This is a genomic window from Bradyrhizobium sp. INPA03-11B (genome assembly GCF_040446015.1).
Taxonomy (GTDB): Bacteria; Pseudomonadota; Alphaproteobacteria; order Rhizobiales; family Xanthobacteraceae; genus Bradyrhizobium; species Bradyrhizobium macuxiense_A.
On sequence record NZ_JASGSR010000024.1, the window covers coordinates 51,508 to 69,324 of the forward strand.

General features: G+C 64.9%; 21 protein-coding genes, 1 tRNA gene and 1 pseudogene. 11 read left to right on the forward strand and 12 right to left on the reverse strand.

The annotated features are described in order from the left end of the window. Positions 1-5 precede the first annotated feature (5 nt). A complete protein-coding gene (locus QMZ05_RS12830; protein ID WP_353701077.1) occupies positions 6-1,082 on the forward strand; it encodes a site-specific integrase in 1,077 nt (358 codons plus the stop codon). 59 nt (positions 1,083-1,141) lie between these two features. On the opposite strand, the gene QMZ05_RS12835 is transcribed toward QMZ05_RS12830, so the two are convergent. Beyond that, positions 1,142-1,552, reverse strand: coding sequence for a hypothetical protein (locus QMZ05_RS12835; protein ID WP_353701078.1), 411 nt, complete (start codon positions 1,550-1,552; stop codon positions 1,142-1,144). Between the two features lie 101 nt (positions 1,553-1,653). Here QMZ05_RS12835 and QMZ05_RS12840 point away from each other — a divergent pair, with 101 nt between their 5' ends. The 3 genes from QMZ05_RS12840 to QMZ05_RS12850 all read left to right on the forward strand — a co-directional run bounded on the left by QMZ05_RS12840 (position 1,654) and on the right by QMZ05_RS12850 (position 3,496). Further along, positions 1,654-2,283, forward strand: a complete 630-nt coding sequence (locus QMZ05_RS12840) for a TetR/AcrR family transcriptional regulator (protein WP_353701079.1) — start codon at positions 1,654-1,656, stop codon at positions 2,281-2,283. A 33-nt stretch (positions 2,284-2,316) separates the two neighbouring features. Continuing rightward, positions 2,317-2,847, forward strand: a complete 531-nt coding sequence (fabA, locus tag QMZ05_RS12845; RefSeq protein ID WP_353701080.1) for a bifunctional 3-hydroxydecanoyl-ACP dehydratase/trans-2-decenoyl-ACP isomerase — start codon at positions 2,317-2,319, stop codon at positions 2,845-2,847. Positions 2,848-3,004: 157 nt separating this feature from the next. Next, positions 3,005-3,496 carry a hypothetical protein gene (locus QMZ05_RS12850; protein ID WP_353701081.1) on the forward strand — a complete coding sequence of 164 codons (492 nt, stop codon included), beginning with the start codon at positions 3,005-3,007 and terminating at the stop codon, positions 3,494-3,496. A gap of 424 nt (positions 3,497-3,920) precedes the next feature. Here QMZ05_RS12850 and QMZ05_RS12855 read toward each other — a convergent pair whose 3' ends face one another. From QMZ05_RS12855 to QMZ05_RS12865, 3 genes are all read right to left on the reverse strand, one after another. Further along, positions 3,921-4,070, reverse strand: coding sequence for a hypothetical protein (locus QMZ05_RS12855; RefSeq protein WP_353701082.1), 150 nt, complete (start codon positions 4,068-4,070; stop codon positions 3,921-3,923). Between the two features lie 201 nt (positions 4,071-4,271). Then, entirely contained in the window at positions 4,272-4,775 is a 504-nt protein-coding gene (locus tag QMZ05_RS12860; RefSeq protein ID WP_353701083.1) for a hypothetical protein, read from the reverse strand. A gap of 156 nt (positions 4,776-4,931) precedes the next feature. Then, a complete protein-coding gene (locus QMZ05_RS12865) occupies positions 4,932-5,231 on the reverse strand; it encodes a hypothetical protein (protein ID WP_353701084.1) in 300 nt (99 codons plus the stop codon). Between the two features lie 87 nt (positions 5,232-5,318). Here QMZ05_RS12865 and QMZ05_RS12870 point away from each other — a divergent pair, with 87 nt between their 5' ends. After that, positions 5,319-5,555, forward strand: a complete 237-nt coding sequence (locus QMZ05_RS12870) for a hypothetical protein (protein WP_353701085.1) — start codon at positions 5,319-5,321, stop codon at positions 5,553-5,555. 91 nt (positions 5,556-5,646) lie between these two features. On the opposite strand, the gene QMZ05_RS12875 is transcribed toward QMZ05_RS12870, so the two are convergent. Together QMZ05_RS12875 and QMZ05_RS12880 are read right to left on the reverse strand one after the other, a co-directional pair. Beyond that, on the reverse strand, positions 5,647-6,177 hold the full coding sequence (locus tag QMZ05_RS12875) for a gamma carbonic anhydrase family protein (RefSeq protein ID WP_353701086.1): 531 nt from the start codon (positions 6,175-6,177) through the stop codon (positions 5,647-5,649). Between the two features lie 186 nt (positions 6,178-6,363). After that, positions 6,364-6,693, reverse strand: coding sequence for a hypothetical protein (locus QMZ05_RS12880; RefSeq protein WP_074125661.1), 330 nt, complete (start codon positions 6,691-6,693; stop codon positions 6,364-6,366). A 221-nt stretch (positions 6,694-6,914) separates the two neighbouring features. Here QMZ05_RS12880 and QMZ05_RS12885 point away from each other — a divergent pair, with 221 nt between their 5' ends. Further along, positions 6,915-7,625 carry a hypothetical protein gene (locus tag QMZ05_RS12885; RefSeq protein WP_353701087.1) on the forward strand — a complete coding sequence of 237 codons (711 nt, stop codon included), beginning with the start codon at positions 6,915-6,917 and terminating at the stop codon, positions 7,623-7,625. 57 nt (positions 7,626-7,682) lie between these two features. On the opposite strand, the gene QMZ05_RS12890 is transcribed toward QMZ05_RS12885, so the two are convergent. Together QMZ05_RS12890 and cysE are read right to left on the reverse strand one after the other, a co-directional pair. Beyond that, on the reverse strand, positions 7,683-7,895 hold the full coding sequence (locus tag QMZ05_RS12890) for a DUF3126 family protein (protein WP_021077729.1): 213 nt from the start codon (positions 7,893-7,895) through the stop codon (positions 7,683-7,685). 138 nt (positions 7,896-8,033) lie between these two features. Beyond that, positions 8,034-8,861 carry a serine O-acetyltransferase gene (gene cysE / locus QMZ05_RS12895; protein WP_353701088.1) on the reverse strand — a complete coding sequence of 276 codons (828 nt, stop codon included), beginning with the start codon at positions 8,859-8,861 and terminating at the stop codon, positions 8,034-8,036. Between the two features lie 243 nt (positions 8,862-9,104). Between cysE and QMZ05_RS12900 the strand changes: the two are divergent. After that, a pseudogene (locus tag QMZ05_RS12900) lies at positions 9,105-10,412 on the forward strand (hypothetical protein); the annotation flags it as partial. Between the two features lie 39 nt (positions 10,413-10,451). On the opposite strand, the gene QMZ05_RS12905 reads toward QMZ05_RS12900, so the two are convergent. Both QMZ05_RS12905 and QMZ05_RS12910 read right to left on the reverse strand, forming a co-directional pair. Beyond that, positions 10,452-11,204: an alpha/beta fold hydrolase gene (locus QMZ05_RS12905; protein ID WP_353701089.1), complete on the reverse strand. Its 753-nt coding sequence runs from the start codon at positions 11,202-11,204 to the stop codon at positions 10,452-10,454. A gap of 63 nt (positions 11,205-11,267) precedes the next feature. After that, on the reverse strand, positions 11,268-12,401 hold the full coding sequence (locus tag QMZ05_RS12910; protein ID WP_353701090.1) for a hypothetical protein: 1,134 nt from the start codon (positions 12,399-12,401) through the stop codon (positions 11,268-11,270). A 249-nt stretch (positions 12,402-12,650) separates the two neighbouring features. Here QMZ05_RS12910 and QMZ05_RS12915 point away from each other — a divergent pair, with 249 nt between their 5' ends. Next, positions 12,651-12,896 carry a zinc-finger domain-containing protein gene (locus QMZ05_RS12915; protein WP_353701091.1) on the forward strand — a complete coding sequence of 82 codons (246 nt, stop codon included), beginning with the start codon at positions 12,651-12,653 and terminating at the stop codon, positions 12,894-12,896. 7 nt (positions 12,897-12,903) lie between these two features. After that, the gene (locus QMZ05_RS12920; RefSeq protein WP_353701092.1) at positions 12,904-14,106 is read left to right on the forward strand and encodes an FAD-dependent monooxygenase; all 1,203 of its coding nucleotides are present in this window, start codon (positions 12,904-12,906) and stop codon (positions 14,104-14,106) included. A 45-nt stretch (positions 14,107-14,151) separates the two neighbouring features. On the opposite strand, the gene QMZ05_RS12925 is transcribed toward QMZ05_RS12920, so the two are convergent. Then, the gene (locus tag QMZ05_RS12925) at positions 14,152-14,586 is read right to left on the reverse strand and encodes a twin-arginine translocation pathway signal (protein ID WP_353701093.1); all 435 of its coding nucleotides are present in this window, start codon (positions 14,584-14,586) and stop codon (positions 14,152-14,154) included. Between the two features lie 324 nt (positions 14,587-14,910). Between QMZ05_RS12925 and QMZ05_RS12930 the strand changes: the two genes are divergently transcribed. Then, positions 14,911-14,997 (forward strand) — tRNA-Leu (locus tag QMZ05_RS12930). A gap of 79 nt (positions 14,998-15,076) precedes the next feature. On the opposite strand, the gene QMZ05_RS12935 is transcribed toward QMZ05_RS12930, so the two are convergent. After that, positions 15,077-17,038, reverse strand: coding sequence for a phospholipase D-like domain-containing protein (locus QMZ05_RS12935; protein ID WP_353701094.1), 1,962 nt, complete (start codon positions 17,036-17,038; stop codon positions 15,077-15,079). Positions 17,039-17,420: 382 nt separating this feature from the next. Between QMZ05_RS12935 and QMZ05_RS12940 the strand changes: the two genes are divergently transcribed. Continuing rightward, positions 17,421-17,741: a hypothetical protein gene (locus QMZ05_RS12940; RefSeq protein ID WP_353701095.1), complete on the forward strand. Its 321-nt coding sequence runs from the start codon at positions 17,421-17,423 to the stop codon at positions 17,739-17,741. Positions 17,742-17,817: the final 76 nt, after the last annotated feature.

A 17,817-nucleotide genomic window follows, 5' to 3' on the forward strand; every position in this document is an offset into this window, starting at 1 on the left:
GTACCATGCCGCTCAAGCTCTTCCCGCCCCGCCCCGGTAAAACGCCGAACTGGACGATCCGCGGAAGCTACATGCGGGTCCCTGTTGACCGAAGCTCGGGAACTCCTAAACGCGCCGCAGCTCAGCGTGAACTCGACCGGATCGAAAAGGCCATCGAACGTGGTGAGTATCCGCCCAGGCCGGCCGTAAAGGACGCCCCGACGTTCCTGTCGGCAGCGGTCTCCTACCTCAAGGCCGGCGGCGCCAAGCGCGGCCTCAAGCTGCTGATCCAGCATTTCGGCGAAACGCCGCTCGACCAGATCGACCAGGCCGCGATCGACGAGGCCGCTGTGCTGCTCTATCCCGACGTCCAGCCGATCACCCGCAATGGCTATGTCTACACGCCGGTCTCGGCCGTGCTGCATCACGCCGGTATCAGCATCACGGTGCGCCGGCCGAAGGGCTACAAGGGAAAAGCGCGCACGCTGTTCCTGCTGCCCCCGGATGCCTTTGCGATCATCAAGGCGGCCGATCAGGTCGATGCCGAGATGGGAAGACTGCTGCGCTTTCTGCTCTACACCGGCTGCCGGATCGGCGAGGCCCTTGCGCTGCGCTGGGAGCGGGTCTCAATCGACGATCGGCTCGCCTATATCGAGACATCCAAGAATGGCGATCCGCGCACCGTGAAGCTCCGCAGCGAGCTGTGCGAGCTGCTGGCGCCGCACCGGCGCGCCGAGGGCAAGGTGTTCCGCTTCCACCAGGGCGGGCACCGCAACTTCATCTTCCTCAACGCCAAGGTGACGGCGTGCGGCCTGCCACCGGTCAAGCGACCCAAACGCGGTGACAAGATGGAGATCCCGCGCTACCGCTATAGCTGGGTCACCTTCCACACCTTCTGCCACACATGGGCGACGTGGATGCGCCGCTATGGCGGCGCCGACACGCACGGCCTGGTCGGCACCGGCAGATGGCGCGATGAACGCAGCGCGCGGCGCTACACGCACACAGCAGCCTCCGAGGAATGGGATCGCGTCGATCTGCTGCCCAGTGGAGAAGCCGTGGACGACGCTGCGCCAGCGCGGAAAACCAAGGCAAATCAATAACGGGGCGAGCCTCCCCCAAAGCCTGGCCGCAACCTTTTTGGGGGTGCGGTGGCCGCTGATCAGAAGAAGCGCTCAAGGAAGGCCGCCGTCAGGTCGGTGATGCCGACGATCTTGTTGGTAGCCTGACGATAGAATTTGAAGTTGAGCTCGGTCTCGGGCCGGCCGTCGTCCCAATCCTTGAAGCGCTTGAGCTGCTCGCGTCCGAGCGGCTGCCTCGCCAACGCAACGCGCCTGACCGCGATGCCGACGCGCGGCGTTTGCCTGGCGATGCCGGCCTTGCGCGGCACCGCTTCGGCCGAGGTGACGATCCCACGCGCGATCAGGCCGTTGCCGCCTTCGTTCTCGCTCGCGAATACGAACACGACGTCGCCTGCGACGATCAGCCTGCCGCCATACATGGTCTTCTGCGCGGCGAAGGTGAATGCCTTCGCCCGCGGTTCACGGATCTCGGTCTTGATCGCAAACGCCATCGCACGCCTTTCGCCGCTTCGCTCGGCCGTCCGGCGTCCGAGGCTTGACATCCTAGCATCTGCCCTATTGAATTGAATTCAATTCAGCAACGGACAAGCGGATGGGCGCGACGAGCCTCGGGACACGGGAACGGCTGCTCGCGGCAGCCCAACAGGAACTGATCGAAGGCCAGGGGCACCTCGAGATGCAGGCCGTCGCGAGACGGGCGCAGGTCTCGGTCGGGCTCGCCTATCACCACTTCGGATCGAAGGCCGGCCTGATCGCCGCCGTGGTCGAGGACTTTTACGAACGCCTCGACGAGGCGGCATTCGGCGGCGCCAAGCTGTCCGCCACGAACTGGGCGGACCGCGAGAAGGCGCGGATCGGCGCCTATGTCGACTTTCACTATGAGCACCCGTTCGCGCCCCTCGTGATCGGCCCGCTGAGCCGGGCACCCGAGGTCCTCGACGTCGAGACCGCCTTCACCGGCCGCCAGCTCGCAGCCGGTGCGCGCATGCTTGAAGCCGCGCAGCGCGACGGGATCGTGCCCGCAGAGCTCGACCCTCACCTCACCATCGCGCTGATGATCGGCGGCATCCGTCAGGCGCTGATCGGCGCGCTGACAGGCGAACGACGGCCGGATCCGGCAAGGCTCACCGACGACATCTGGGCCTTCATGGCCGCCGCGCTGCGCCTGCCGCCCGGCCCCCTGCCCATCAAGTCAAAAGCCACGCGGCGTAGCCGCTCCTAACGTTCAACAATAACCCCAAGGTCGGTGGCCATCTTGTTCAACCCGCACGATTTTCACACGCCGCAATCGTCCTACGCCAAGCCGGATCTGCTGCGCTCGAGCGCGGGCGGCTATTTCGGCCCCGGCAACGCGCAGCTGCCGGCACCGCCGATGCTGATGATGGATCGCATCACCGATATCGGCATCGACGGCGGCGCCTACGGCAAGGGCCGCGTCGCGGCCGAACTCGACGTTGCGCCGGACCACTGGTTCTTCGCCTGCCACTTTGCCGGCGACCCCGTGATGCCCGGCTGCCTCGGGCTCGACGCCATGTGGCAGATCATCGGTTTCTGGCTCGGCTGGTCGGGCTCGCTGGGCAAAGGCCGCGCGCTCGGGGTCGGCGAGGTCAGGTTCCGGGGGCACATCACGCCGGACGTCAGGCTGGTGCGCTACGAGGTCGACATGCGTCAGGTCCGGCGCGGCCGCCTGGTGCTGGGGATCGCCGACGGCCGCGTGCTCGCAGACGGCGTTTGCGTCTATCTGGCGAAGGACATGAGGGTTGGCCTGATCGCGCCCGCGGGCTGAGCCCGCTCGCGTCGAATGGTCCCGTTTTGGGACAGAAGCCCCGCAATTTGCGGCGAGTTTTGCACTTCCTGCGCCACCTGCTTGAATCTCCGGGGGTTTTGCCCGCGCGGTGGTTGTGGTATTCCGAACCTTTCAATTGACGTCCGGTTCTGGTCGCATGGTCGAACTTGCCCCCCGGAATTCGCAAGCCAGCAGCCTGATTGGCGTGCAGCCGATCGCGATCGGCGCCGTGGCGCTGGTGCTCGTGCTGTTCGGGATCGGCTCGATCGCGCTGTGGCGCGCCTTCAGTGGCAACGTGCCCGAGACCGATCGAATGGTCGCCGCCCGCCAGCTGCAGGCGCGGACCGCGCAGGTCTCCGAGGCCCTGGTGGAAAAGACCAAGGGGATGGAGGCGACCCAGCAGGAATCCATCGACCAATTGCAGGAAGTGCAGGATCAGCTGCTGACCATGCGCAAGCAGTTCGCCCTGCAGCAGGCCGACGCCAAGAGGCTGTCCGACCAGGTCGCCGCACTGACCGAGCAGGTCGAGGGGTTGCGGCAGTCGCTGGCGAGCGCGCAAGCCAATGAGCCGGCGGCCGAGCCCGAGCCGCGCAAGCGGTCGAAGGCCACACGGAGCGCCAACCGCAAGCGCCACAGATCGCGCGGGTGACGAGCGAAGATGGCGATCGCCTGGTCGCCGCACCCGCCATCAAAATGCGCCAAATCCCGAACAAGATCAGCAGCTAAGGTGGAACTTGCGGACTCCAGGCCTGCTGACGCCGGCCTCGTTTGAGTGCCCGTTACCGTGAATTAATCCGGACTTTGTGAACTGGTTCACATAACCGACTTGGAATCCGAGTCATCCTTAAATCACCGGATGGCGTGAGCCGATTTCAATATCCGGGGCTGGCAAGGTCGTTGACGGTATACTACGTCGACGGCCTTGTTTTTTGGGGCGCTGGAATCCCGGCCTCGGGACGGCCCAGCCAAGGCCTGGCTCCCGACACATGGCCGAAGCAGCACAACGGGCCCGGCTGACGGGCACTGCATCTGCGACGTCGCTACGGCTGTAGCGCAGCGAACGGCATTGCCGTCTACTTGGTGCGATCGCGCATGATGCGACCGCCCTTCTGCCGCAACCGCGCAAGCTGCGGCTCGAGCTCGTGGAGCATGTAGACCAGCGCAACGGCAAGGCTCGAAACAACCACCATGAAGAGCAATGTCAGATCAGGAATGGTCAGCATCTCGGATGTCCTCTGAGGCCCGGCTCCAACCGCAGCCGAACCATGTGTATTCGCGACGCGCTCACGCAACTGCCTTCACGCAAAGCAAGCTGCATACCAATGCGCGACGGCCCCGGCATCAAGACACCGAGGCCGCACCAAACATTCCAAGACCATCAGCATGGCGATCACATGGACCGGGCCATGCGTCAGCGGATGGCCTCAGTTGCAAACCTGCACCGGCCGCACCTGCCAGCCATACGGTGTCAGCATGCGACGGCGCACGACGTAACAGCCGCCGTCACCGTAGCCATAACCATAGCCGTAGCCATCGTCGTAGCCGTAGCCGGCGTAGTACGGATTGCCGTAGTAGCCGTCATAGTAATCGTAGGCGCCATAGCCGAGCCCGAAGCCGATCGCTGCCGCCGCGAACGGATAGCCCCAGCCGCGCCGGTGCCAGCCGCCACCATGCCAGCCACCGCCGTGCCAACCGCCACCGTGCCAGCCGCCACCGTGCCAGCCGCCGCCGATCGCAGCCGACCGAAAGCCGCCGCCCGCGCCCATGGCGCGGAATGCACCGCCGTGGAAGCCGCCGAAACCGCCGCCGCCGTGGAAGCCACCGCCCCCGTGGAAACCACCGCCGCCAAACCGTGCCGACGCCGTGTCGACCGTGAACAGGGCCGCCGATGCCGTCGCCAGCAAGGCAATCATCGTTTTACGCAACATCACCCGTTACTCCTCTTTCCAAGGCTCTTTCGTTTCAAGCCTCCTCCGCCGCGTCGCGCGCATGCTAGCGCAATGTAGGACCGCGGCTTCGGCCGCGCGTCGATGTCGCGCTCACTTCTGCGCGACCCGCGTTCATCAAGGCACAGCGGTCAAGAGTTAACAGCCGCGGCAGATGCCTTTCAGCCGTTGCTCGACCGCCTTGTTCTCATCGGCGATTGCCTTGTCGAAGCTTTCGCTCGATGCCGCGCCTGTCGTGACGCCCTCACCGGAGTTGAGCCGGCCGGAGGATTGAGCGGTACCGGCGCTGTTGGTGCCGCGCGGCGGTGATGTGACTTGCGGCGATGCCGGGCTGGCTGTCGAGCCGCTGCCGCTCCCGGTGCCTTGGGCGACGGTCGCCGCGGGCGTCAGTAGAATCGCAATTGTCGCGAACGCGGCGGTGGCGGATAATTTGCGCATGGCAACTCTCCCTTGCGGACATCAACGAGTCCGCAAAACGCCGGTTCCCACGGGCGTTGGAGCAATAAGGTTTGGGAGCAATGCAATTTGCGCAAGCTGATCGAATTTGACGACGATACTTTCGACAAGCTGAAGCAGCTTGGACGCGACCGGATGGCGACCTTGCAGGAGCTCGCGGACGAGGCCTTCGCCGACCTGCTCAAGAAGCACGGTATTCCGATCGACCTGAAGGATGCGCTGCGCAAGAGCGCAAGACTTCAGGAGGCAGCAAAGCCCGGCCCCGCAACACCGAAGGCTGCGCGCAAGCAGGGCCGCAAGCGCTGAGAACCAGAGTTATTGTCTGAGCATGATCTCCGCGCAAACGCTACGCGTTTGTCGCGCGGGAAAACCGCTTCGCACTTTTCCGAATCATGCTTTAGCCGATCTTCTTCAGTCCGGCTTTGTACTGCGGTCCCCTGATCGCGTAGGACTTGGCCGGCCGCGACAACGCTTCCGCCTGCGCGGCGTCGAGCGTGCGCACTGCGCGCGCGGGCGCACCGATGATCAGGGAGTTTTCCGGAAACTCCTTGCCCTCGGTGATGACGGAGCCGGCGCCGACCACGCTGCCGCGCCTGATGCGCGCACCGTTCATCACGATCGATCCCATCCCGATCAGCACGCCGTCTTCCAGCGTGCAGCCGTGCACGATCGCGTTGTGGCCGATCGTGACGTTGTTGCCGATGGTCAGGGGAAAGCCGGGATCGACATGTAGGGTCGAATTGTCCTGGACGTTGGAGCCCTCGCCGATCTCGATCCACTCATTGTCGCCGCGCAGCACAGCGCCGAACCAGACGCTCGCCGCGGATTTGAGGCGCACCTTGCCGATCACGACGGCATTGTCGGCGATGAAGTAGCTGCCGTCAGCGGGAAGATCGGGCCCCTGCCCGTCGAGTTCGTAGATCGCCATCAAGGTCTCCTTGGAGCGTTTTCGAGCGAAGTGGACACCGGTTCGCGTGAAGAAAACGCGTCAAAACAAAATCCGGGCCGTGGTCTGAGCAATCAGAACCGAAGCTCTGGTCAGGGTGACCTTGGCACAGCGGCGGACGTGGTTTCAAGCAAGTGCGACCATGATCGGCCGCGGATCATGATCGGATCAGCCGAGCACGCCCGCGGCGCGCAGCGTCATCATGAAGAAGGTGCCCGACATCAGGCTCCAGAAGCCGGAGATGACGGTTGCCATCATCACGAACTCGAAGCGGCGGCGCTCGATACGTGCGCCGCGCAGCGTGTTGCGCATGATGATGAAGGGTGCGGCGAAGACGAGGAACGGGACCGCCGCGAAGGTCTTCGGCGCCACGCCCTCCTGCAGCAGGCCGAAACCGGCCGGGCGCTCCGCCATCGCCTGATAGCCGCTCGCCAGTGCGCCCGCGAACGCAAAGCCAATCAACAGCGAGAACAGGGAATTCAAGGTATCGGGCGACATCGGGAACTTCCGCTACGCAACTGGCAACTGGCCCCTGCTTCGCAGAATTGGCCGCCGGCCGCCACATCATCCTTAAGGAAAGGTTAATCCGACCCGGCTGGCGTGGCGTTTGCGCATGGCCGTTTGCTCAGGGATTCCGTTGGAATCGTACGGAAATTCCTCGCCTCGTGGCATATTCGGCGGGTGATTCGACCTCCCCCGACCCGGTCTTTGCCTCGTTCATGACGCTTCTGTCGTCCGCCCAGCATCTCGCCCGCGACACCCGCCGCAATCCACGCGCGCATCTCGTCCCGATCATCGCCTCGGCGGTCATCGCAGCGGGCGCGATTGCGCTCGTCGCGTATCTGTTGTGGCCGACCTATACGACCGTCCCGGCGAGCGATCCTTCGCGGCTGCCGGTCAGCGTCGGCGGCACGCTGTTCAACGTGCCGACGATGGCCGTGCGCATGAAGATCCAGCGCCATTCCGGGCCGCAGGAGCGCGTCGATCTGAGCTTCCTCTATCCGTCGCTGGAGGCGCCTGCCGCGCCGAAGCACTACAGCGCCGATACGGTCGAGGACAAGGTGCAGCCGATCGACAGGATTTTCGTGTCAATCGCGGCCCACCACGATTCACTCGCGCCGGACATGCGCCTGCGCACGATCTACCCGCGCTATCTCGACGAGCGTGCCAATACCGATGACGGCTTGACGGCGCGCGCGTTCCGCGAGGGCACGCCCTATGGCGGCGAGGATCTGTTCACCGCGACCGAGCCGCAGCTCGTCGCGCGCTGCACCCGCGACACCTCAACACCTGGCATGTGCCTGAGCGAGCAGCGCATCGAGGGCGCCGACCTGACCTTCCGCTTTCCGCGCAGCTGGCTCGCGCAATGGCGCGACATCGCTACCGCGATGGGCCGCCTCTCCGCGCAGATGCACAGCGCGAAGGGATAACTTGTTCGTCACTGCGAGCATCGCAGTGACGACTTAACAAGCAGAGGCTGTTCCGCCTTACTCGGCCAGATCTTCTTCCAGGATGGCCATCTGGAACTGGAACGAGCGATCATCGTCCTCGTCGTCGACGAACAGCACGCCGATGAACTCCTCGCCGATATAGACCTCGGCCGAGTCGTCCTTCTTGGGCCGCGGCACCACGCGGATCTTGGGATTGCTGAACACGCGTTTCAGATACGCGTCGAGCTTCCTGACTTCCTGAACGTCCACGGCCGTCTCCAATCGGGTCGATGATTTTCGGGGAGGTTTTAGGACGAGACGGCAAAGATCGCTAGAGCCTTTTCAGGCTTTGGCGACGTGATGTTGCGCACACGCTGAAACGCGCTGCCGATCAGAAAGCGAATGAAATCAAAGACCGATCGCGTTGAGCATCTGGTCCATGGTGCGCGACGGCTCGGCACAGCCGGCTTCGCCGACGATTTTCGCCGGCACGCCCGCGACTGTGACGTTGTGCGGCACGGGCTTGACCACGACGGAGCCTGCCGCGATGCGCGCGCAATGGCCGATCTCGATATTGCCGAGGATCTTGGCGCCGGCACCGATCAGCACGCCATGACGGATCTTCGGATGGCGATCCTCGTTCTCCTTGCCGGTGCCGCCGAGCGTGACGCCATGCAGGATCGAGACATCGTCCTCGATGACGGCGGTCTCGCCGCAGACGAAACCGGTGGCGTGATCGAGGAAGATGCCGCGACCAATCCTGGCCGCCGGATTGATGTCGGTCTGGAACACCGCCGAGGAGCGGCTCTGCAGGTAGAAGGCAAAGTCCTTGCGGCCCTTCTGATGCAGCCAGTGCGCCAGACGATGGGTCTGCAACGCATGGAAGCCCTTGAAGTAGAGCAAGGGATCGATGAAGCGCGAGGTCGCGGGATCGCGGTCATAGACGGCGACGAGATCGGCGCGGAACGCGTTGCCGATATCGGGCTCGTCGCGCAGCGCCTCGCCATAGGTCTGGCGGATCAGGTCGCCCGACAGCGCGGCGTGGTCGAGCCGCTCGGCAATGCGATGAACCACTGAATCTTCGAGGCGCTCATGATGCAGGACGGTCGCATAGATGAAGGTCGCGAGCTCCGGCTCGCGCCGCAGGATGTCTTCCGCCTCGCCGCGGATCCGATCCCAGATCGGATCGAGCGCCGCCAGCTTCGCCCCCTGCGGATTGACCTGATGAACTGCCATAGCTGCTCTCGCAATTCGGTTGTTCTGATGTGCGTTATAGCACGGTGGACCCAGCGCGTCCCGGGAAGGCTCGGTACGGTAAACCCCACCCCTACGCCCCCGGACCGGCGTCTAGGGGAGTTGGTCGGGATTTTGCCGAAATCAAGCCGTGCTTCTGCAACTATTGGCGGATTTCGTTCCCAGTGTGGTTTTGGGCATGGTCGGCCCCAATAAAAAGGGGGAAACATCATCAATACCCGGAGTTTGGGCGCCCGCCTGACCGACGCACGGTCGGTCTGGATCGCCACCATTGCCATCCCCCTCCTCCTGCTCGCCCCTGCCTTCTGGAACGGCTATCCGCTGCTCCAATGGGATACCGGCGGCTATCTGGCGCGCTGGTATGAGGGCTATCTGGTGCCGAGCCGGTCCACGGTGTTCGGCATCTACCTCCATGCCGGCGAGACGTCGGGCTTCTGGCTCAACCTCGGCATCCAGACCCTGGCGACGCTATGGATCCTGCAGCTGACGCTACGCGTGTTCGGCCTCGCCCGGCCGGTCCGGCTGATCGCGATCAGTCTCGCGCTGATCGCAACCACCGCGCTGCCCTGGCTCGCCAGCATGCTGCTGACCGACATCTTCGCCGGCCTTTCGGTGCTCGCGCTCTTCATCCTCGTCCTGCACGGTGACAGGATCTCGACGCTGGAGAAGGCGGTGCTGTTCGGCTTCGTCGCGTTTTCGGCGGCAACGCACAGCGCGACGCTCGGGGTGCTGTTTGGCCTGTGCTTGGTCGGCTGGATGCTGCGTCCGTGGCTCGGTCGCCGCATCCCCTTCGCAAGCCTCGCGCAGGGCAGCCTGACCATCGTCGCGGGCGCGGCGATGCTGCTGGCGGCGAATTTCGCGCTGTCCGGACAGCTGGCCTGGACACCCGGCGGCATCGGCGTCGCGTTCGGGCGGATGCTGCAGGATGGCATCGTCGCGCAATATCTGCGCGACAACTGCGCGAAGGAGAACCTGAAGCTCTGCCCCTATCGCAACGAGTTGCCGCCGACCGCCGACGACTTCCTGTGGGGCCACAGCATGTTCAACACGCTCGGCCGCTTCCAGGGACTGAACGATGAGATGGGCACCATCGTGAAGCGTTCGCTGGCCGAATATCCGACATGGCAGGCCGAGGCCGCGCTGACCGCAACCGTCGACCAGCTCATGCGTGTCGCGACCGGCGAAGGCACCAGCGGCTGGATCCCGCACACCTACGGCATCATCGAACGCTACATTCCCGCGCAGGTCGCGCCGATGCGCGCGGCGCGGCAACAGAAGTGGCATCTCGACTTCACCGCGATCAACCGCATCCACGTGCCGGTCGCGCTGGGCTCGATGCTGCTGGTCGTGCTGCTGTTCGGCCGCGGGCTGTGGCAGCGCCGGCTCGACGATCTGACGCTGCTGGCCGGCACGGTCACGCTCGCACTACTCGGCAATGCCGCCATCTGCGGTGTGATCTCGGGTCCGCACGACCGCTACGGCGCGCGCATGGTGTGGGTCGCAACCTTCGTGGTGCTGATCGCGGCCGCGCGCGCCTTCGCCAGAGACGATGCCGAGAACGACGTCGACGAGCTATTTGCGCTGCGACAGGAAGTCGATGACGCCGGTCTTGTAGACCTTGTCCCCGACCGCCCGCATGTGGTCGCGGTTCGGAATGTCGAGCACCTGCGAACCCGGAATGACCCGGCCGAGCGCTGACGCCGAGCCCGCGATCTCGTCCTTGCTGCCGACCGCGATCAGAACCGGCACGCGGATGCCGGCGGCCTCCTCGCGCGTCATCAGACGGCGCGAGCCGCGCAGGCAGGCGGCGAGCGCGCGGCGATCGGAGCGGGTCTGATCGGCGAAGGCGCGGAAGGTGCGGCCGACCGGATCGGTGACATCGTCGAGCGACGGCGCTTCCAGCGCCAGCGCGACCGCCTCGCCGGGTCCGCCACCCTCGATCAGCCCGATGCCGATGCCGCCGAGGATCGCCGAACGCACCCGATCGGAATTTTCGCGCGCCAGGATCGCGGTCATCCGCGAACCGAGCGAATAGCCCATGATGTCGGCGCGCGCGATACCGAGATGATCCATCAGCGCGATCACGTCGCTTGCCATGACCGCGATCTCGTACTGCACGGCATCGTAGAGCTTGGCGGATTCGCCGTGGCCGCGATTGTCGAGCGCGATGACGCGACGGCCGGCCTTGACGAGCTCCGACACCCAGGTCGGATAGATCCAGTTGACGTTCTTGCTCGAGGCAAAGCCGTGCACCAGCACGATCGGTTCGCCCGCGCCTTCGTCGATATAGGCAATTTCAACATCGCCGTGATGGAAACTCGGCATCATCGATTCCGTTTTTTCTTGAGATCAGGATTGGGGATTTGCGATCGACCGGCGACCGCAAGTTTAGCCCTGGACGGGCATACTCGCCAGAGTAGCCGTGGCGGCCATCTGCCGCTTCAGGCGGAGCGCCTTGCTGCGCCTGAGCCACCAGGCGGTGGCCCGTTCGGTAGTAGCCTTGATCGACGACAGGAAGCCGAACAGCGCGAGCAGCGCGCCGAACAGCCACATGGTGAGATTGAACGTGCCGGCCACGAGCAGCAGCGCGCCGCGGCCGAGCAGCTTGATGATCGCGCGGGTCTGGCCGCCCTTCACATCGGCGATGCGGGCCGCGCGCGCGATCTCCTTCGGGTTCTCCGCGACCTTCAGCGTGTCCCGCGCGGCGCGAACGCCGGCCGCCTCGCCGATGCGCCCGACGTCCTTGGCGACACGCACCAGCGCGCCGGCCTTCTCGGCGCGGAACGCCGCGCGAATGGCGGTTGCGGTTTCCGCCGGCCGAAGCACCGAGCCGGACGCGACCGCCTCACGCAGCGCCGGCTGATCGACCATCTCGCGGGTCGAGCGTCCGGCCCATTCGATCATGCCCTCGCTCAGGCGTCCCGCCTTGCGCGTGTCCTTGACCAGCGTCAGCCCGGCGCGCAGCGGCCCGGCGCCGCCGACCGACACATAGGTCGCCGCCGTCACGGCGAGCCCGGCGGCCGCAAGGCCAAGCACCAGTTGGTCGGTGTCCTCGCCCATCACGAGATGCTTGCCCTCGCGCACGACATCCCTGATGTCACCGAACACGAACAGGTCGCCCGCGACCGTGCCGGACAGGCTCGCGACATCGTCGGCGTTGCCGGTCACGAGGCCGGTGGCGAACCCTTTGGCGAAATGCGTGGTGGACGACTGCTCGGCGCGCGCATCGTCGACGCGCTTTGTGAGTTCCGCATTGAGCGCGATGTTCTTCTCGCCGGCGAGCGCGACAAAGCTGGTCGCAAGATCGGCGTCCCCGGAGGCGAGTGCCGCCTCGATATTGTCCTCGATCAACGCCGGGTTGTTGCGCAGCACGGAATTGACCCTGAGGTCGGCGAGATCAGCGGGATCGTCCCGTGCTGACAGCACTGTGCCGGCGTCACGGGCATGCGGCCAAATAGCCACGCCCATGGCAGCACTTGCTGCCAGGCCAGCCACCGCAACGCTGAGGCGCACCCCGTTCATTCCGCTTGAAACCTCAAGTTTAATTCGCCTTTTTTAGTTCGCCTTGGACATAGTGTGCCGTTTTTGCGACACAACGGCTCCGACCAAAGAAGGGCTTCTCTGGGACGACAAGATTGTGTCGAATTTGCATGAGCAAATGAGCCATCGGGGCTCTAGGAATCAACTGTTCCCGCCAGTATGGTGCGCGGCATTTCGCGATGCCGCATGCTGTTGATTGCGTCTGCCCATCGTTGCCACCAAGGTGAGAATATGTCCGACCACGTCATCCCGCACTTCCATAACGATGCCGGAGTCTCGGTGATCGAGATCGGATCGCAGGAGTTCATGTGCGTGGGCGCCAACCCGCCGTTCGATCATCCGCACGTGTTCCTCGACCTCGGCAACGACAACGAGATCATCTGCCCGTACTGCTCGACGCTCTATCGCTTTGCGCCCGACCTTGCTGCCGGCGAAGCGCGGCCGCCGGAATGCGTGCTGAAAGACAAGGTCGCCTGACCGCTCCGTGGCGCTGACGCGAACCGTCATCGTAGCTGGCGCCGGAATCGGAGGACTGACGGCGTCGCTGACCCTGGCGGCACAGGGCTTTCGCGTCGTGGTGCTGGAAAAGGCCGAGCGGCTCGAGGAAGCCGGCGCCGGCATCCAGCTTTCCCCCAATGCCAGCCGTATCCTGGTCGAGCTCGGGCTCAAGGAGCCGCTGGCGCGGCGCGCGGTCACGCCTGAATCCGTCAACATCCTGAGCGCGCGGGCCGGCGGCGAGATCGCACGGATGCCGCTCGGCCGGGCGGCCGAGTTCCGCGCCGGTGCTCCCTACTGGGTGATCCACCGCGCCGATCTGCAGGCCGCATTGCAGGCCGCGGTCAACGACCATCCCGATATCGATCTGCGGCTCGGCTGCCAGTTCGAGGACGTGACCAAGCACGCCAAGGGCCTGACGGTGGTGCAGCGCCGCGGCAATTCACGGCAGGAGGAATTGGCCGTTGCGCTGGTCGGCGCCGACGGCATCTGGTCGTCGGTCCGCGGACATTTGTTTCCGGATGTGCAGCCGCAATTCTCCGGCCTGATCGCCTGGCGCGGCACGCTGGACGCAACCGCCCTGCCGCGTGAATACACCGCGCCGCGCGTGCAACTCTGGATGGGACCGGACGCCCATCTTGTGGCCTACCCGATCTCGGCCGGACGCCAGATCAACGTGGTCGCGATCGTGTCGGGCACCTGGAATCGGCCGGGCTGGAGCGCGCCCGGCGACAGCAACGAGATCAAGGGCGCGTTCGCCACCGCGCGCTGGCCCGCCACGGCGCGGATGCTGATCGGCGCGGTCGACGGCTGGCGCAAATGGGCACTGTTCACCCTGCCCGATATCGGCCGCTGGAGCGAAGGCGCCGTCGCACTGATCGGCGACGCCGCGCACGCGATGTTGCCGTTTGCCGCACAAGGCGCCGGCATGGCGATCGAGGATGCGGCCGTGCTCGCCAAGGCCTTGGCCGACTGCACCGGCGAAAACACCGCAGGCATTCCGGTCGCATTGAAGCGCTACGCACGGATGCGGCGCGGGCGCGTGCTGAAGGTGCAGCGCATGGCGCGGCAGCAGGGCCGCATCTATCATCTGCGTGGACCATTGGCGATCGCGCGCGATCTCGCGATCCGCGCCATCGGTCCAGAGCGCATGCTGGCGCGGCAGGACTGGATCTACGACTGGCGCGCCTGAGCCGAGCGCGCCTATACAGCAACCGGTTCTTCTGGAAACGTTGACTTAGTGAACGAGGCCGCGCGGGGCGCGCGGCCCGTTCGCGGCCGGCGTGGGCGCCGCGGGTGCGGCTGCAGCGGGGCTGTCCGGCGGGCTCTCGTGGCACTTGTTGGCGCGCCACGCCTGATCCGCCAGGCGCTGCTGGGAGTGGATCGAGATCAATTCGTTGCGATACACCATCTCGGAGACCACGGTACCGCCGACGCCGGTTTCCGCCTTGGCCATCAGCCTTTCCTGTTCCGTCGCGCGGGACGCGAGGCCCTTGCGCTCGGTCTCGAGCTGCTTGCAATCATACAGGTCGTATTTGGCGGGATCGGCGAATGCCGACGGCACGCTGTCGCCGATCTGTGCGCAGCCGGAAACGCTGGCGGCCGAGGCGAGCAGCGCAACGAGAACTGCCGCGCGCAACAGATTCGGGCGGCGTGGGAGACGAGCAGACATTCGGCTTTCTTAATCGGACAGTGTTGAGATTGCCTAAAGCAGCCGCCGGTGTCCGGATTGAGGCTCAATCGCGGCGGCGCGCTGCTTATCCCAATGCGCGGCCGCTGAGGCAAATGGAATTGCAGGCCACACGTTAAGCCTTTGAAAGCGCACCTGTTAGCAGCGGATAATGACAATTCCACTCCGCGACCAAACGCGCTAGAAATCGGCGCGCCCTGGAGCATGATCCGGAAAAGTGGAAACCGGTTTTCCGAAAAGATCATGCTCAAACAAAGAGATGAGATCGTGATGCGTTTCCGTGGAAACGCATCACGATCTGGCAATGCGGACGTGGCGGAACTGGTAGACGCAAGGGACTTAAAATCCCTCGACGGCAACGTCATGTGGGTTCGAGTCCCACCGCCCGCACCAACTACCTGACCCGCAGCGCGCCGGCAGGCCGATGATCGTTGCGAGCATGCGCCGCGCGTCGTGTTCTGCGTGACCGCCTCTATTTCTTGGCCTTCGCCTTTTTGGCCTTGGCCTTCTTTGTCTTCCTGGCTTTTGCCCTTGCCGGCTTCTTGGCCTTGGCCTTCTTCGCCGATTTCTTGGCCGATTTCTTCACCGATTTCTTGGCCGACTTCTTGACTGACGCCTTGGCAGTTCGCTTGGCGGCGGCGACTTTCTTGGCCGCCTTCTTGGGAGCCTTCTTGACGACCTTCTTCGCAGCCCCGCCGGCCGTGTTGGCCGGTTGCGCTGTGCCGCCGCTGGCACTGCCACCGCTGCCTGCGCGTGTCGGACGCGGCGGCACCGGCTCCTCCATCCAGAAGTCCAGCTCCTGCTCCTTGCCGCCGCCGGGCTTCCAGCCGTCGAGCGAATAGATCTGATCCGCATTGCCGCCGCTGCCGAGATAGCCGCGCCAGGAATAGTGGTCGTAGACGCCGTTGATGTGCAGCGCATAGGCCTGCGCGAGCTTCTTGTTGCCGCGAATGATCACGAGATTTTCGTCATTTTTCTCCGAGGCGGCGACGGAGAAATTGTGCGATCCGGTGATGACGGCGCAGTTGTCCGAGAATGGATCGATCACGATGGTCTTGGAGTGCACGATCGCGATCATCCCGGCGTTGCGGATCTGCGAGACGCTGAACTCGACATCGGCCCATGACGGTTCGTTCGTGGCGTTGACGTTATGCGGCAACTGGACGTCGTCATGGAAGGATTGCGCCGGTGCGCCCGATTTCACGACCTGGCCGCCGACCGAGACGATGTTGCCGTTCTTGCTGGCCATCATCGTCGACACCACGCCGCGGACGTACACGTCGTTCTGCTGTGCGCGGTCGAGCAGCGCACTCAGCAGCGGCGATTGACCCGGCATGAACATCAGGAAGAGCGCGCCGTCCTTGGCGTTCTTGATCAGGTCCAGCACCGGCGTGAACTCCGCCTCGCCGTTGCTCGCGGCGAAATAGACCGAGATGTCGCTGTCGCTGGTCGGAATGGAATTCGACGCCTTCAGGGCCGGCGGCATGGCGTTGCCGGCGGCGACCAGCTTGCCCCACTGGTCGAGGAAGCGCTTGGCGATCGCCGCATTCTCGATGATCAGCACATTGTTGAGCTGCGTGCACAGCCCGGTGGTGGTCCAGTTCGTGCTGCCGGTCAGCACGCGGATGGCGTTGCCATGCGCGTCGCTCTCGACCACGAACTTGTTGTGGACGCTGGGCGACGACCTGCCCGCATTCGACAGATCGCGATGCTTGACCGTCAAGCCGGCGCTACTGAGTTCGCCCGCGATGTTCGGTTTGGTCGCGCTGCCGTTGCCGAGCAGAACGTTGCCGCGGCTGCCGAACGGCTTCAGCGCGCCGACCAGTTCCTCGTCGTTCATCTCGTAGATGGCGGCATGCACCTGGCTGCCGCGCAGGTCGGCATCGTGCAGAAAGGCCAGGATCTCGTGCAGGGCGTCGCCGGAAAGATAGCGCCGCGCCTGGTTGGCCGGATCGGAAAGGCCCTTGACGAAATTGCGCAACGCGTTGTCGGACGTATCGCCATGCACGAAGCGGCTGACGATCTGGGACATCAGGGTGCCCCGGTTGAAATAGGCCGACAGGCCGCCGCCCGCATCGCCCGAAGCGACCACCGGCGCCGTCCAGGCCGACACCGAGGCGGGATCGGGCGCGAAGGTCTCGTTCGCGCCGTTCTTCATCGCGGTGACGCGGTACGAGACGTTGTCGGTGTCGACGACGCTGTGATCGGTCCAGATGCAGCGCCGGAACGGCGATTGGGTCGAAGAGATGCCAGCGTCCGCCACCGGCTTCTCGCCGGGCTTCGGCGGGATGCGGTTGGACAGCACGGTGGTCTGCTGCGTGATGTTGTTGCGCCGCTCGAGCTGGAACCCGACCCAGTCGTTCGGCCAGGTGTCGGGCTGCCAGGCGATCAGGACATCATCGGCATTGGCATAGGCCTTGACATTGATGGTCATGATAATCTCCCCGAGGCTCGGTGAATCCACAGGTGCAAACAATGCACGCCGTCCGCGCACGGCTGGAGCGTGCGTCTTCGGACGGCGCCGATCCGGCCCGCAGGACAATACCTCTGTAACCCAAGGTAGATTGTGAAATAGACGACAACTTGCCGCGCAAATCGGCGCAGCGCGGCGACCGGCATCAAGCCCTTATGCGACCGCCCATTGGCATGCCAGCGCGCGCTCACGGCCTGCTCGCATCACCTCATCGTGTCCTCCGGCTGTGGCGAGGTTCACACGCCGCGATCGCCGACTGTGCTATTGCCGAGGCGTTGGAAAATTCCGGCCGCGCATTTCGCGGCGCTCGCATTTCGAGATCAAATTTCTTTGGAGCTAGGCGATGACGATTGCGGATCGCAATCGGATTGCCGGTCGCAATCAGATTGTTGGCAACACTGCGCCCGATCCTGGCGCGTCCATCCTCGAGCACGGCGACGACGCTGCCCATTGCAGCAACGGGCTCAATGCGCAGAGATTCCGCGACGCCCCGCCCGACGAGCGCGCGATCTACCAGCGGTGGATCCGCGGCGCGATCGTGTCGTGCGTCGTGCTGGCACTTGCCGCCGGCGCGGCGGTCTGGATGAACGGCGGCAGCGCCGGACAGACGCAGCTCACGAGCCTGTCGAACGCGAGCAGCGCGAAGACAGGCCACACGCCTTAGCGGCCGCCGGTTCGGTCCGATCAGCGCTCCAGGTCGCCATGCCCCAAGCGGCGCATGCCCCGCCGCGACAGCCACA

What these genes read in the sequence shown, in the direction of transcription:
- QMZ05_RS12830 (WP_353701077.1), top strand. Translation starts at nt 6, where the DNA reads ATGCCGCTCAAGCTCTTCCCGCCCCGCCCCGGTAAAACGCCGAACTGG.
- QMZ05_RS12835 (WP_353701078.1), bottom strand. Translation starts at nt 1,552, where the DNA reads ATGGCGTTTGCGATCAAGACCGAGATCCGTGAACCGCGGGCGAAGGCA.
- QMZ05_RS12840 (WP_353701079.1), top strand. Translation starts at nt 1,654, where the DNA reads ATGGGCGCGACGAGCCTCGGGACACGGGAACGGCTGCTCGCGGCAGCC.
- QMZ05_RS12850 (WP_353701081.1), top strand. Translation starts at nt 3,005, where the DNA reads ATGGTCGAACTTGCCCCCCGGAATTCGCAAGCCAGCAGCCTGATTGGC.
- QMZ05_RS12855 (WP_353701082.1), bottom strand. Translation starts at nt 4,070, where the DNA reads ATGCTGACCATTCCTGATCTGACATTGCTCTTCATGGTGGTTGTTTCG.
- QMZ05_RS12860 (WP_353701083.1), bottom strand. Translation starts at nt 4,775, where the DNA reads ATGTTGCGTAAAACGATGATTGCCTTGCTGGCGACGGCATCGGCGGCC.
- QMZ05_RS12865 (WP_353701084.1), bottom strand. Translation starts at nt 5,231, where the DNA reads ATGCGCAAATTATCCGCCACCGCCGCGTTCGCGACAATTGCGATTCTA.
- QMZ05_RS12875 (WP_353701086.1), bottom strand. Translation starts at nt 6,177, where the DNA reads ATGGCGATCTACGAACTCGACGGGCAGGGGCCCGATCTTCCCGCTGAC.
- QMZ05_RS12880 (WP_074125661.1), bottom strand. Translation starts at nt 6,693, where the DNA reads ATGTCGCCCGATACCTTGAATTCCCTGTTCTCGCTGTTGATTGGCTTT.
- QMZ05_RS12885 (WP_353701087.1), top strand. Translation starts at nt 6,915, where the DNA reads ATGACGCTTCTGTCGTCCGCCCAGCATCTCGCCCGCGACACCCGCCGC.
- cysE (WP_353701088.1), bottom strand. Translation starts at nt 8,861, where the DNA reads ATGGCAGTTCATCAGGTCAATCCGCAGGGGGCGAAGCTGGCGGCGCTC.
- QMZ05_RS12905 (WP_353701089.1), bottom strand. Translation starts at nt 11,204, where the DNA reads ATGCCGAGTTTCCATCACGGCGATGTTGAAATTGCCTATATCGACGAA.
- QMZ05_RS12910 (WP_353701090.1), bottom strand. Translation starts at nt 12,401, where the DNA reads ATGAACGGGGTGCGCCTCAGCGTTGCGGTGGCTGGCCTGGCAGCAAGT.
- QMZ05_RS12915 (WP_353701091.1), top strand. Translation starts at nt 12,651, where the DNA reads ATGTCCGACCACGTCATCCCGCACTTCCATAACGATGCCGGAGTCTCG.
- QMZ05_RS12925 (WP_353701093.1), bottom strand. Translation starts at nt 14,586, where the DNA reads ATGTCTGCTCGTCTCCCACGCCGCCCGAATCTGTTGCGCGCGGCAGTT.
- QMZ05_RS12935 (WP_353701094.1), bottom strand. Translation starts at nt 17,038, where the DNA reads ATGACCATCAATGTCAAGGCCTATGCCAATGCCGATGATGTCCTGATC.
- QMZ05_RS12940 (WP_353701095.1), top strand. Translation starts at nt 17,421, where the DNA reads ATGACGATTGCGGATCGCAATCGGATTGCCGGTCGCAATCAGATTGTT.